This window comes from Streptomyces sp. NPDC036822 (assembly GCF_055609145.1).
Genome location: NZ_JBVJPY010000003.1, coordinates 332,824 through 346,410, shown reverse-complemented (window position 1 = coordinate 346,410; position 13,587 = coordinate 332,824). Strand labels below are relative to the sequence as shown.

General features: G+C 71.2%; 12 protein-coding genes. 7 read left to right on the top strand and 5 right to left on the bottom strand.

Features of this window, described 5'->3' with window-relative positions; translation table 11 throughout:
* Nucleotides 1-351: a Rossmann-fold NAD(P)-binding domain-containing protein gene (locus ACZ68P_RS09105; RefSeq protein ID WP_471004386.1), complete on the top strand. Its 351-nt coding sequence runs from the start codon at nucleotides 1-3 to the stop codon at nucleotides 349-351.
* Between the two features lie 86 nt (nucleotides 352-437).
* On the opposite strand, the gene ACZ68P_RS09100 is transcribed toward ACZ68P_RS09105, so the two are convergent.
* Together ACZ68P_RS09100 and aspS are read right to left on the bottom strand one after the other, a co-directional pair.
* Entirely contained in the window at nucleotides 438-1,004 is a 567-nt protein-coding gene (locus ACZ68P_RS09100; protein ID WP_471004384.1) for a Uma2 family endonuclease, read from the bottom strand.
* Between the two features lie 112 nt (nucleotides 1,005-1,116).
* Nucleotides 1,117-2,934, bottom strand: coding sequence for an aspartate--tRNA ligase (gene aspS, locus ACZ68P_RS09095; protein ID WP_471004382.1), 1,818 nt, complete (start codon nucleotides 2,932-2,934; stop codon nucleotides 1,117-1,119).
* A gap of 135 nt (nucleotides 2,935-3,069) precedes the next feature.
* On the opposite strand from aspS, the gene ACZ68P_RS09090 reads away from it, so the two are divergent.
* Both ACZ68P_RS09090 and ACZ68P_RS09085 read left to right on the top strand, forming a co-directional pair.
* The gene (locus tag ACZ68P_RS09090; RefSeq protein ID WP_471004380.1) at nucleotides 3,070-5,289 is read left to right on the top strand and encodes an ATP-binding SpoIIE family protein phosphatase; all 2,220 of its coding nucleotides are present in this window, start codon (nucleotides 3,070-3,072) and stop codon (nucleotides 5,287-5,289) included.
* 203 nt (nucleotides 5,290-5,492) lie between these two features.
* Complete coding sequence (locus ACZ68P_RS09085) at nucleotides 5,493-6,311, top strand: MBL fold metallo-hydrolase (RefSeq protein ID WP_471004378.1); 819 nt, start codon at nucleotides 5,493-5,495, stop codon at nucleotides 6,309-6,311.
* 117 nt (nucleotides 6,312-6,428) lie between these two features.
* Here the strand turns inward: ACZ68P_RS09085 and ACZ68P_RS09080 are convergent, their stop codons facing one another.
* From ACZ68P_RS09080 to ACZ68P_RS09070, 3 genes are all read right to left on the bottom strand, one after another.
* Entirely contained in the window at nucleotides 6,429-7,553 is a 1,125-nt protein-coding gene (locus tag ACZ68P_RS09080) for an AI-2E family transporter (RefSeq protein ID WP_471004377.1), read from the bottom strand.
* A 305-nt stretch (nucleotides 7,554-7,858) separates the two neighbouring features.
* Nucleotides 7,859-8,821 (bottom strand): pirin family protein, encoded by a 963-nt coding sequence (locus ACZ68P_RS09075; protein WP_471004375.1) that lies wholly within the window; start codon nucleotides 8,819-8,821, stop codon nucleotides 7,859-7,861.
* A gap of 139 nt (nucleotides 8,822-8,960) precedes the next feature.
* Nucleotides 8,961-9,464, bottom strand: coding sequence for an SseB family protein (locus ACZ68P_RS09070; protein ID WP_365713123.1), 504 nt, complete (start codon nucleotides 9,462-9,464; stop codon nucleotides 8,961-8,963).
* A 142-nt stretch (nucleotides 9,465-9,606) separates the two neighbouring features.
* Between ACZ68P_RS09070 and ACZ68P_RS09065 the strand changes: the two genes are divergently transcribed.
* From ACZ68P_RS09065 to ACZ68P_RS09050, 4 genes are all read left to right on the top strand, one after another.
* Complete coding sequence (locus ACZ68P_RS09065; RefSeq protein WP_471004373.1) at nucleotides 9,607-11,433, top strand: acyl-CoA dehydrogenase; 1,827 nt, start codon at nucleotides 9,607-9,609, stop codon at nucleotides 11,431-11,433.
* 107 nt (nucleotides 11,434-11,540) lie between these two features.
* A complete protein-coding gene (locus ACZ68P_RS09060) occupies nucleotides 11,541-12,845 on the top strand; it encodes a M18 family aminopeptidase (protein ID WP_471004371.1) in 1,305 nt (434 codons plus the stop codon).
* A 53-nt stretch (nucleotides 12,846-12,898) separates the two neighbouring features.
* Nucleotides 12,899-13,123: a DUF6458 family protein gene (locus ACZ68P_RS09055; RefSeq protein WP_471004369.1), complete on the top strand. Its 225-nt coding sequence runs from the start codon at nucleotides 12,899-12,901 to the stop codon at nucleotides 13,121-13,123.
* A gap of 103 nt (nucleotides 13,124-13,226) precedes the next feature.
* Nucleotides 13,227-13,571 (top strand): hypothetical protein, encoded by a 345-nt coding sequence (locus tag ACZ68P_RS09050; RefSeq protein ID WP_471004367.1) that lies wholly within the window; start codon nucleotides 13,227-13,229, stop codon nucleotides 13,569-13,571.
* Nucleotides 13,572-13,587 lie beyond the last annotated feature (16 nt).

Below are 13,587 nucleotides of genomic sequence, written 5' to 3'. Positions count from 1 at the left end.
ATGGAGACTAAGCACTACATCGAATTCCTCGCGGACCTCCTGAGTTCCAATGAAGCGGTCCGTACGGAGGCGAGCGATCGCGTGCAGGACTTCGTCAACCTCCTGTCGGAAACCCAGGCTCGGGTGACAGGCGATTTGATCGCCATGCTAACTCCGCACGAAGAATCTCGCGTTGCACTGGAGGCCCTCCTGCACGCCTTGAGCGATCTCGATGGGTGCGGAAAGCTCGATGGTGTCGATCTCTCACCCCTGGGAGAGATCCCGGAATCCGCAATCAAAGTCGAACATCGCGATTACATGGAGGAATTCGCTCCACGCATCACCCAAACGGACAATGAGACGACAGGGTAGGTTTCGACGCACGATCGAGAGCTGCGCAGTCCTTTTCCCACGACAATCCGAGAAGTAAATGTGGTCCACAACGGGCCCGGGCCCCGTCAGCCCGCCCAGTCCTTCAGCGGCGCCGTGTCCAGTTCCATGCCCACCGGGTCCGGGAGTGTGACCGTCTTTCCGAAGGGGACCGTCGCCACCATCTCGTAGCGCTCGCCGTCCGGCTGGGAGTGGACCTTGACCTCGCCGGTGGTCCGGTCGATCAGCAGGTACACCGGGATGCCCGTCTCGGCGTAGGCGCGCGGCTTCTCGACCCGGTCGCGGCGGCCGGTGTCGGAGTCGCCGGAGGTGACCTCGACGACCATGAGGACGTCGTCGGCGCTCGCCCACTCGCCCTGGCCGACGAAGGCGTCCAGCGGGACGAGGCAGCCGTCGGGGCGGGCGTTGCCCTTGCGGTACTTCTCGATCCGTAGGCCCTGGTCCGGATAGAGCCACCAGCCGACGTTCGTTCGGATGCAGAGTCGCGTCAGCCACTCGATGATCCGCCCGCAGTTGCCGTCCGGCACTGCCTTCTCCCCGATCCTGCCGTCGATGAACTCCAGACGCAGCGCTTCGTCCACGCGTTCGCCGAGACGGGCGAGTTCCTCGAACCCCTCCTGTGTCAGGACGCTCACGGCAGACTTTTCCCCACGGACGCCATGGGCGGCAGCGTGGCATATGCCGAAGGCCCGGGATCCGAGGATCCCGGGCCTTCACCCGTCCGTGGGACGGCTACTGACGTGCTGACTACCGGGCCGCGTCCGGGTGGACCGACTCCGTCACCGGGCGGTCGTCCACGACCTTCTTCTCGACCGGCTTGCGCAGCTGGATGTTCAGCTCGCGCAGGCGGCTCTCGTCCAGCTCCGTCGGGGCGCCCATCAGGAGGTCCTGGCCGTTGCCGTTGAGCGGGAAGGCGATGATCTCGCGGATGTTGGGCTCGTCCGCGAGGAGCATCACGATGCGGTCCACGCCCGGGGCGATGCCGCCGTGCGGCGGGGCGCCGTACTCGAAGGCGCGGAGCATGCCCGCGAACTCGGTCTCCACGGTCTCGCGGGAGTAGCCCGCGATCTCGAAGGCCTTGAACATGACCTCGGGCTCGTGGTTCCGGATGGCGCCGGAGGAGAGCTCGATTCCGTTGCAGACGATGTCGTACTGCCAGCCGAGGATGTCCAGCGGGTCCTTGGTCTCCAGGGCCTCGAGGCCGCCCTGGGGCATCGAGAACGGGTTGTGCGAGAAGTCGATCTTGCCGGTCTCCTCGTCCCGCTCGTACATCGGGAAGTCGACGATCCACGCGAAGCGGAAGACGTTCTCCTCGAACTGGCCGGCGCGCTTGGCGGCCTCGACCCGGACCGGGCCCATGATCTTGGAGACCTCGTCGAAGTCGCCGGCGCCGAAGAAGACGGCGTGGCCGGCGGCGAGGCCGAGGCGCTCGGTGAGGACCTTGACGTTCTCCTCGGTGAGGAACTTGGCGATCGGGCCGGTGAGGGCGCCCTCCTCGCCGACGCGGACCCAGGCCAGGCCCTTCGCGCCGAGGGAGACGGCGTAGTCGCCCAGGCCGTCGAAGAACTTGCGCGGCTGGTCACCCGTGTCCGGCACCGCGAGGGCGCGCACGTGCTTGCCGGCGAAGGCCTTGAACTCGGAGTTCGCGAAGACGTCGGTGATGTCGACGAGTTCCAGCGCGGTGCGCAGGTCCGGCTTGTCGTTGCCGTACTTCAGCATCGACTCGCGGAACGGGATCCGCGGGAAGGGCGACGTGACGTGGCGGCCGCCGCCGAACTCCTCGAACAGCTCGGTCATGAGCTTCTCGATCGGCTGGAAGACGTCCTCCTGCTCGACGAAGCTCATCTCGACGTCGAGCTGGTAGAACTCGCCGGGCGAGCGGTCCGCGCGGGCGTCCTCGTCGCGGAAGCACGGCGCGATCTGGAAGTAGCGGTCGAAGCCGGAGATCATCAGCAGCTGCTTGAACTGCTGCGGCGCCTGCGGCAGGGCGTAGAACTTGCCCGGGTTCAGACGGGACGGGACGACGAAGTCGCGGGCGCCCTCGGGGGAGGTCGCGGCCAGGATCGGGGTCGCCATCTCGTTGAAGCCGAGGGCCACCATCTTGGAGCGGATGGCGGCGATGACGGCGGAGCGCAGCATGATGTTGCGGTGCATGCGCTCGCGGCGCAGGTCGAGGAAGCGGTACTCGAGCCGCCGCTCCTCGTTCACGCCGTCGTCGGCGTTGATGGTGAAGGGGATCTGCTTGGCCGCGCCGAGGACCTCGACGTCGGCGGCCTCGATCTCGATCTCGCCGGTCGGCAGCTCGGGGTTGACGTTCTCGGCGCCGCGGGAGACGACCTTGCCGTCCACGCGGACGACGGTCTCCTTGGTCAGCTTGTCGAGGACCTCGGCCGCGGCGGTGCCGGGGCGGGCGACGAGCTGCGTGATGCCGTAGTGATCGCGCAGATCGATGAAGAGGATGCCGCCCAGGTCGCGCCGATTGTGCAGCCAGCCGCTCAGCCGGACGTCGGTGCCGACGTCAGAGGCGCGGAGCTCGCCGCAGGTGTGGGACCTGTACCGATGCATCGTCGTTCATCCAGTCTTCGAAATCGGTGGGGAGCCGGGACGTGTCCAGGCCCGTCAAGGGTACCGGGCCACCCAAGATCGCTTTTCGAATAGTCTCGGTGGCGTCTTGCTGTCCGATATTCATAAAGTAGGGCAATGCGCACCGAGGACGTCCTGGCCGCGATCGCGACCGGCCTGTGGCGCTGGGACAACGCTTCCGGGATCGTCACGCTCGACGCCGAGGCCGCCCGGCTCCTCGGGCTGCCCGCCGAGCCCGCCGAGTTCACCGAGGCGGCCGTACGCTCCCGCTTTCATCCCGTCGACTGGAACGAGATCGACGGCGTGGTCAACCTGGCCGTCGCGGAGGGGACCCTCGCGGAGGCCCGGCTGCGGATCATGGACGAGCAGGGCCGGGTGATCCGTACCGTACGCAGCCGGTCCAAGCCGCTCATCGACGGCGGCGACTACACGCTCGTCGGCACCCTCCAGGAAGTCGCCGAGCCGCAGCCCGGCACCGCCGCCCGCACCCCCGTCACCGGTGACTGGCGCCGCTCGCGCGAGGCGTTCCTGCTCGACGCGGGGCGGGCGCTCGCCGAGGCCCGGTCGACCTCCGAGGTCCTGCGCGTCGCCGCCTCCCTCTCGATGCCGGGCTTCTCGCCGGACGGCCTCGCCGTCTTCGGGGTCGCGGGCGACCGTCTGACGATCATCGGCCACCACGGACACCACGCCGGGGACGAGGGCCCCTTCAGCTCGATGTCCCTCGACACCGACTACCCGGCGGCCGAGGTCGCCCGGACCGGGCGGGCGATCTACCTGCCGTCGCCGGAGGAGTACCTCCGGCGCTTCCCGGTCACCTGGCCGCTCGCGCAGCGCTTCGGCCGGCAGTCCTGGGCCTACCTCCCCCTCATCGTGGCCGGCCGCACCATGGGCGCCTGGATGGCCGCCTTCAAGCACCGCGTCGCCTTCACCCCCGACGAGCGCTCCGTCCTGACGACCGTCGCCCGCATGCTCGCCCAGGCCCTCGCCCGGGCCGGTGTCGCCGAGTCCGAGCGCGAACTGTCGCTCGGGCTCCAGCGCACGATGATGCCCGTCCTCGGGCCCGGCGCCCCCGGCCTCCAGGTCGCCGCCCGGTACGTCCCGACCGGCGGCGGGCTCCAGGTCGGCGGCGACTGGTACGACATGATCCCGCTCCCCGGAGGCACGTCCCGGGCCGGCGGCGCCGGGGCCGGGCGCATCGCGCTCGTCATCGGCGACGTCCAGGGCCACGACGTCCGCGCCGCCGGGCTGATGGGGCAGCTGCGGATCGCCCTGCGCGCGTACGCCTCCGAGGGCCACCGGCCCGACGCCGTGCTCTCCCGCGCCTCGCGCTTCCTGTACGGGATCACCAGCGGCGACGGCGAGGCGAGCGGGAGCGCGGGCGTGAACGGCGGCGGGCGCGTGCGGGGCGACCTCGCTCCCGGCGACCGCCACGGAAGCGGCGGCGGGCACGGGGAGGACGGCGGCGGGCTGCGCTTCGCCACCTGCCTCTACCTGGAGATCGACCCGGTCACCGGGGTCGTCGACATCGCCCGGGCCGGCCACCCCGACCCGGCGGTCCGGATGGCCGACGGAACGGTCCTGCTGCGGCCCACCGCCGGGGGGCTGCCGCTGGGCATCGACCCGGACACCGACTATCCGACGACCCGGTTCACCCTGGAGCCCGGCGAGACCCTGATGATGTGCACCGACGGGCTCCTGGAGACCGGCGGCCACGATCTCGACAGCGGCTGGGAGCGGGTCCGCGAGCTCCTCGAAGGGCACGACGGCGAGTCCCTCGAAGAGCTCGCCGACGAGCTCGTCCAGGCGGTCCACGGTCCCGGCTCCCACCACACCACCGGGCCGCTCGCCGACCGCCGCGAGGACGACATCGCCCTCCTGCTCGTCTCCCGCCAGGGCACGATCGCCCGGGAGGCCCCGCGCCGCACGATGATGACCGTGGCCCAGGCCGAGCCGGAACGCATCGCCGCCGCCCGCCAGCACCTGCGGCAGCTGCTGCACGACTGGGCCGACGCGGACCAGGTCGACTCGGCGGTCCTGATGGTCTCGGAGATGGTCACCAACGTCCTCATCCACACGGACGGCGACGCGCTGCTGGTCGCCGAGGTGACCTGCGACGAGAAGACGCGCCGCCTGCGGGTGGAGGTCGCGGACTCCAGCGACGAGCTGCCGCACAAGCGGCACCCGGGGGAGATGGCCTCGTCGGGGCGCGGTCTGGTGCTGATGGAGATGCTGGCGCACGCCTGGGGCGTGGATCCGCGCGGCGAGGGCAAGTCGATCTGGTTCGAGCTGAACGAGCCGCCGGACGACGGTGACGGGGCCGGGGCCGGCTGCGCCTAGGCGGGGCGACCGGGCGAGACCCCCGGGGCGTACGGGGGTGGTGGACGGTACGGCTCCGGCGGGCCGTATAAGTCCCGCGGTACGGCTCCGGCGGGCCGTACGGGCCCCGGCCGCGCCGCCGGTTCCTTGGGCGCGCGGGGCGGGCGGGGGCGGAGGAGACTGGATTCGTACGGCCGCCGCCGGGGGGGACCACGGAGAACACCATGGACACCCACAAGGTCGGGAGCGACACCACCGTCCTGGCCGACAGCCTCGAAGTGCCGGGGATCGGACACATCCCCGTCAACGCCTACGTCCTCACCGCGAGGGAGCCGGTCGTCGTCGACACCGGGCTCTCCGTCTCCGACCGGGACTTCGTCAGCGCGATCGGCGGCGTGGTCGACCCCGCCGACATCCTCTGGATCTGGCTCACCCACCCCGACCGCGACCACACCGGCGGCATCTTCGACCTGCTCGTCGCCGCGCCCCGGGCGCGCGTGGTGACCACCTTCATCGGCGCGGGGATCATGACCACCGAGCGCCCGCTGCCCCCGGACCGGGTCTACTTCCTCAACCCCGGCCAGTCGCTGGACGTCGGCGACCGTACGCTGCGCGCCTTCAGGCCGCCGCTCTTCGACAACCCGGCCACCGTCGGGTTCTACGACGACAGGACCCGCACCTGCTTCACCTCCGACTGCTTCGGCGGGCCGATGCCGACCGCCGAGCTGGCGGAGAGCGGACACGCCGCCGACCTGAAGCCGGACGAGCTGCGGGCCACCCAGCTGCTCTGGGCGACCGTGGACAGCCCGTGGGTGCACATGGTGGACGCGGCGAAGTACCGGGCGTCGATGGAACCGCTGCGGGAGATGAACCCGGAGATCGTGCTCAGCACGCATCTGCCGCCGGCCGTCCGGATGATCGACTCGCTCCTCGACACGATCGGCATGGCGCCGGACTCGGACCCGTTCGTGGGACCGGACCAGGCCGCTCTGGAGCAGATGCTGGCCGGCTTCGAGCCGGGAGGCATGCCGGCGGCCACCTGACCCGCCGTGCCCCGCCCGGCACGTGACCGGGCCCCGGTGCCGGCCGGGCCCGTGGCCCGGCGCCACTCACCCCGACCCGCCCGGACGCCGGAGCGGAACACGCCCTGCCGCGGGCCGTCAGCCCCCGTCGCCCTCCGCGAGCGGCGCGCGCTGCTCGTCGTACCGCCCCCGCAGTTCGCCGATGACGCCGAACGCGGCTGCCGTCAGCGGGACCGCGAGCAGCATGCCGAGGATTCCGGCGACGGACGCTCCGGCCGTGATGGCCAGCATCACCACGGCCGGGTGCATCTGCACGGTCCGGCTCTGGATCGCGGGCTGGAGGATGTGTCCTTCGAGCACCTGGACCGCCAGGACGACCCCGAGCGCCCACAGCGCGATCACGACCCCCCGGTCCGCGAGGGCGACGAGGACGGCGACCGCGCCGGAGATGAAGGCGCCGAGGTACGGGATGTAGGCGCCGACGAAGACGAGCGCGCCGAGCCCGACGGCGCCGGGGACCCTCAGGACCAGCAGACCGATGGTGATGAGGAGGGCGTCGATCAGCGCGATGAAGGTGGTGCCGCGCATGAAGCCCTCGACGGCCTCGAAGGCGCGGCGGCCGATCGCCTCGATGGTGTCGCCGGTGGAGCGCGGGGCGAGGGAGCGCAGCGCACCGACCGCCTTGTCGGAGTCCCGGAGGAAGAAGAAGACCAGGAGCAGGGCGAGGACGGCGACGGCGATCATCTCGCCGACCACGCTCAGGCCGCTGATCACCCCCGAGGCGGCGGTCCCGCCGAACTTCTCCAGCAGCTCCTTCGCGTTCGCGGCGACGTCGTCCAGGGAGGTGCCGGTGGCGCCGAGGTGCCGGGTCAGGTCCCGGGCGGCCTGCCGCAGCGAGGCGACGATCTGGTCGCCGGTCTCGACGAGCGCGCTGACGACGATGTACGCGGCGCCGCCGACGACCGCGACGACGGCGACGCAGGTGATCGCGGCGGCGAGGGACTTGCGCACCTTGACGCGCAGCAGTCGACGGTAGAGCGGGCCGAGGAGCGCGGTGCCGAGGAGGGCGAGCAGGACGGGGGTGACGGCGGTCTTGAAGACGACGCACAACCACACGCCGACCGCGGCGACCCCGGTCAGCAACAACACGACGATGCACCAGGCGGCGACCCGCCGGACCGCCTCGGGCAGGAGCGGCCGCGGGCCCGGGGGCGGCGACGGAGGCGGGGGAGGGTGCGGGGACGCGGGCGGTTGCTGCTGCACGGTCCCCACCCGATCACGCGGCCCGTACGCCGTCCTGCGGGGCGGGCCGCGCGGGTGACGCCTCGTCAGGCCGGGGGCGCTGTGGACGCCGGGGCCGGAGCCGGGCAAGGCACCCCCGGCAGCCGGGCGACAGGGGCCGGTGCGGGCACCGGGCGGCGGCGGGCCTGTGTGGACGCCGGAGCCGGGCCCCGGCCGGCGGGCCTGGCATGGCGCCCCGGCCGCCGGGCCGGACGGCCGCGTCCCTCAAGCGGAGGCGCCCACCGGCCGGCGGTCACGGGGGCGGCCGCCCGCCCCCGTATCCGTCCCTACTCGCCCATCCCGTGGACCGCCGGGATCGTGCCGAGCCGGCCGGCCTGGAAGTCCTCGAAGGCCTGGCGCAGCTCCGCCTGGCTGTTCATGACGAACGGGCCGTAGTGCGCCATCGGTTCGCGGATCGGCCGGCCGCCGAGGACGACGACCTCCAGGTCGGGCGCGTGCCCGTCCTGCTTCTCGTCCGCGCGGACGGTGAGCGAGCCGCCCTTGCCGAAGACGGCGGTCTGGCCCATGTGGACCGGCCGTCGCTCCGCGCCGACCGAGCCGCGCCCGGCCAGGACGTACACGAGGCCGTTGAAGTCCTCGCGCCACGGCAGGGTGACCTCCGCGCCCGGCCGGACCGTCGCGTGGATCATCGAGATCGGCGTGTGGGTGATGCCCGGGCCCGCGTGGCCGTCCAGGTCGCCGGCGATGACGCGCAGGAGCGCGCCGCCGTCGGGCGAGGCGAGGAGCTGCACCTGGCCGCCGCGGATGTCCTGGTAGCGGGGGGCCATCATCTTGTCGCTCGCCGGCAGGTTCACCCAGAGCTGGAGCCCGTGGAAGAGCCCGCCGCTGACGACGAGGGACTCCGGCGGGGCCTCGATGTGGAGCAGTCCGGAGCCCGCGGTCATCCACTGGGTGTCGCCGTTGGTGATGGTGCCGCCACCGCCGTTGGAGTCCTGGTGGTCGAAGGTCCCGTCGATGATGTAGGTGACGGTCTCGAAGCCGCGGTGGGGGTGCCACGGCGTTCCCTTGGGCTCGCCCGGGGCGTACTCCACCTCCCCCATCTGGTCCATCATGATGAACGGGTCGAGGTACTGGTAGTTGATCCCGGCGAACGCGCGGCGCACCGGGAAACCCTCGCCCTCGAAGCCGGAAGGCGCCGTGGTCACGGCGAGCACGGGGCGGGAGACGGCGTCGGCGGGGGCGGCGACGCGCGGCAGGCTGAGCGGGTTCTCGACGGTCACGGCAGGCATCTCAGGACCTCCATCCTTGTGGGTCCAGAATAGTTGAACAATGAACTTCCTGCCACCCGGAACGCGGAACGCCCGGGAGGAATTCCCCCGGGCGCTCTCCCGCGTCGTCCCTGGCCCGCGTAGGCCGCGTCGGCCCGCGTCAGCCGTACATCCGCCGCATCGCGAAGTCGACCATCTGCTCCACGGCCTTCGCGTCGAAGACCATCCGGTGATCGCCCTCCATGTCGAGGACGAAGCCGTAGCCGGTCGGCAGCAGGTCGATCACCTCGGCGCCGGTGATCACGAAGTACTTCGACTCCTTGCCCGCGTACCGCCGCAGCTCCTTGAGCGAGGTGAACATCGGGATGACGGGCTGCTGCGTGTTGTGCAGGGCCAGGAACCCGGGGTTGTCGCCGCGGGGGCAGTAGACCTTCGAGGTCGCGAAGATCTGCTGGAAGTCCTCGGCCGCCAGCGAACCGGTCGTGAAGGCCCGTACGGCGTCGGCGAGCGAGGGCGGCGACGGCTCGGGGTACAGCGGGGCCTGCTGGCCGTACCCACCCTGCATGCCACCCTGCATTCCGCCCTGCATCCCACCCTGCATCGGCTGCTGCGGGGGCGGGGCGTACTGCTGCTGGGAGCCCGGATTCTGGTCGTAGCCGTACATGGACCACGAGCCTACTGCGTCACAGATGACCCGAGAGGGGTTGCTCTTATTACCGACGGGTAGCATCATCGATGAGAGCGTTAGCTACTTGCTGGTACGTGTACGAGGAACCTGCCTCCCCGATCCTTACGGAGCCGTCGCCATGGGGCACTACAAGTCGAATCTCCGCGACATCGAGTTCAACCTCTTCGAGGTCCTCGGGCGCGACAAGGTGTACGGCACCGGTCCGTTCGAGGAGATGGACGTCGAGACCGCCAAGAGCGTCCTGGAGGAGCTGACCCGCCTCTCCGAGAACGAGCTCGCGGAGTCCTTCGCCGACGCCGACCGCAACCCCCCGGTCTTCGACCCCGAGACGAACACCGCCCCGGTCCCGGCCAGCTTCAAGAAGTCCTACAAGGCCTTCATGGACTCCGAGTACTGGCGCCTCGGCCTGCCCGAGGAGATCGGCGGCACGACCTCCCCGCGCTCCCTGATCTGGGCCTACGCGGAGCTGGTCCTCGGCGCGAACCCGGCCGTCTGGATGTACTCCTCCGGCCCGGCCTTCGCTGGCATCCTCTTCAACGAGGGCAACGAGGCGCAGAAGAAGGTCGCGCAGATCGCCGTCGAGCGCCAGTGGGGCTCCACGATGGTCCTGACCGAGCCCGACGCCGGTTCGGACGTCGGCGCGGGCCGCACCAAGGCGGTCCAGCAGGAGGACGGCTCCTGGCACATCGAGGGCGTGAAGCGCTTCATCACGTCCGGTGAGCACGACATGGAGGAGAACATCCTCCACTACGTCCTCGCCCGCCCCGAGGGTGCCGGCCCCGGCACCAAGGGCCTCTCCCTCTTCCTCGTGCCGAAGTACCACTTCGACTGGGAGACCGGCGAGCTGGGCGAGCGCAACGGCGTCTACGCCACCAACGTCGAGCACAAGATGGGCCTGAAGGCCTCCAACACGTGCGAGATGACCTTCGGCGACCAGCACCCCGCCAAGGGCTGGCTGATCGGCGACAAGCACGACGGCATCCGCCAGATGTTCCTCATCATCGAGTTCGCCCGCATGATGGTCGGCACGAAGGCGATCTCCACCCTCTCGACGGGCTACCTCAACGCCCTCGAGTACGCCAAGGAGCGCGTCCAGGGCACCGACCTGGCGCAGTTCATGGACAAGACCGCCCCCAAGGTCACCATCACGCACCACCCCGACGTCCGCCGCTCGCTGATGACGCAGAAGGCGTACGCCGAGGGCATGCGCTCCCTCGTCCTCTACACCGCGGCCGTGCAGGACGAGATCCAGCTCAAGGAAGCGGCCGGCGAGGACGCCAAGGCGCTGGTCGGCCTCAACGACCTGCTGCTCCCGATCGTCAAGGGCTACGGCTCCGAGAAGGGCTACGAGCAGCTCGCGCAGTCCCTCCAGACCTTCGGCGGCTCCGGCTTCCTGCAGGAGTACCCGATCGAGCAGTACATCCGGGACGCCAAGATCGACACCCTCTACGAGGGCACCACGGCCATCCAGGGCCAGGACTTCTTCTTCCGGAAGATCGTCCGCGACCAGGGCGCGTCCCTGAACGCGCTGGCCGAGGAGATCAAGAAGTTCCTCGCGGTCGGCACCGGCGGCGAGGAGCTGGCCGCCGCCCGCGACGCGCTCGCCAAGGCCGCCGTGGACCTGGAGGGCATCGTCGGCACGATGCTCACCGACCTCACCGCCACCGGCGAGGACGTCAAGAACATCTACAAGGTGGGTCTCAACACCACCCGCCTGCTGATGGCCTCCGGCGACGTCGTCGTCGGCTACCTCCTGCTGAAGGGCGCGGCCGTCGCCGCCGAGAAGCTGGAGACCGCCTCCGCCAAGGACAAGGCGTTCTACACCGGCAAGATCGCCGCCGCGAAGTTCTTCGCCGCCAACGTCCTGCCGGGCGTCTCCGCCGAGCGCGCCCTCGCCGAGGCCGTCGACGGCTCGCTGATGGACCTGGACGAGGCCGCGTTCTAGCACGCGCCTCCTCCACACAGGAACGGCTCGTCCCCGGGGAGGGGGGCGGGCCGTTCCGTTTTCCGGGGTCCGCTCGACGGCTTTCGGACCGTGCGTAAGGTGAACGCATGAGCAGCGCACCCTCCGGCCCGTCGCACCCGTTCGACCGCGGCCACACCGATGACCTCATGACCTTCCTGGCGGCCTCCCCGTCGCCGTACCACGCCGTGGCGACCGCCGCCGAGCGCCTGGAGAAGGCCGGCTTCCGGCAGGTCGAGGAGACCGCGGCCTGGGACGCGACGGCCGGCGGGAAGTACGTCGTCCGCGGCGGGGCGCTCATCGCCTGGTACGTACCGGAGGGCGCCGCCCCCCACACCCCGTACCGCATCGTCGGCGCCCACACCGACTCGCCCAACCTGCGCGTCAAGCCGCAGCCCGACATGGGCACGCAGGGCTGGCGCCAGGTCGCCGTCGAGATCTACGGCGGCACGCTGCTCAACACCTGGCTCGACCGCGACCTCGGCCTCGCCGGCCGCCTCACCCTGCGCGACGGGACCCACCGCCTGGTCGACGTCGACCGGCCCGTGCTCCGCGTCCCGCAGCTCGCCATCCACCTCGACCGCCAGGCCAACGAAGGCCTCAAGCTCGACCGGCAGCGCCACATGCAGCCGATCTGGGGCCTCGGTGACGTCCACGAGGGCGACCTGATCTCCTTCGTCGCCGCCGAGGCGGACGTCGACGCCGACGACGTGGCCGGCTGGGACCTGATGGTCCACCCCGTCGAGGCACCCTCCTACCTCGGCCGCGACCGCGAACTGGTCGCCGGGCCGCGCATGGACAACCTCCTCTCGGTCCACGCCGGCGTCGCCGCGCTCGCCGCCGTCTCGGCCCGGCCCGGCCTGACCCACATCCCCGTCCTCGCCGCGTTCGACCACGAGGAGAACGGCTCCGAGTCCGACACCGGCGCCCAGGGCCCCCTCCTCGGCTCCGTCCTCGAACGGTCCGTCTACGCCCGCGGCGGCGCCTACGAGGACCGCGCCCGCGCCTTCGCCGGTACGGTCTGCCTCTCCTCCGACACCGGCCACGCCGTCCACCCCAACTACGCCGAGCGCCACGACCCGACGCACCACCCGCGCGTCAACGGCGGCCCGATCCTCAAGGTGAACGTCAACCAGCGGTACGCGACCGACGGCAGCGGCCGGGCCGTCTTCGCCGCCGCCTGCGAGCGGGCGGGCGTGCCGTGGCAGACGTTCGTCTCCAACAACGACATGCCCTGCGGCACGACGATCGGCCCGATCACCGCCGCCCGCCACGGCATCACCACCGTGGACATCGGCGTCGCCATCCTCTCCATGCACAGCGCACGCGAACTCTGCGGCGCCGACGACCCGTTCCTGCTGGCGAACGCGCTGGTGGCGTTCCTGGAGGGATAGCGGCGGACAACCGGGGTACGCGACTCCCACTACTCCAGGAGGAGGCGGGATCCATGGGCCTCGGTGGCTGCATCATCCTCATCGCCGTGGGAGCGATACTCACGTTCGCGACGGACTGGGAGCTCCAGGGCGTCAACCTCGACCTCGTGGGGCTGATCCTCATGGCGGTCGGCCTCATCGGCGTCGCGACCTTCACCAGCATCGCGCGGCGCCGTCGGGCGGTCGTACGGCCGGTGGCGCCCACCGTCGTGGACGACGACCCCACTCGTCGCTACTGACACCGGTGCGCTCCGGCGCACCGCCGTACGCGCGGGTGCGCTCCGGCACGCCCCCGTACGCGCGAAACATCCGGGAAAGGCCCCACGCGACACGATCGCCCCTATGCATCGTCACGAGGGCCCGCCCCGGCGGAAGTTCATCGTCTGCGCCGCGACCGCCATGCTCCTCGGCATGGCGGTCGCGGCGTACGGCATCGCGGAGTTCGACGAACGGCCCCCGTGGGGCACGGACATCGCGTACGAGGGCGGCTATCTCCAGGCCGTCCGGATCCGGCAGTACGACCTGACCGGGGAACGGACCCGCGCCCTGCTGGCCGGGGAGTGCGCCGCCATGGAACGGCGGGGCATGGGCGGCGACCGGTCGGTCCACGACCCGGCGGCCTGGGTGTCCGGCTGCCTGGACGGAGCGGCGGGCCGCCCGTCCTCGAACCAGGGGATCCTCCCCTGAGGGTGCCCCGCCGGGC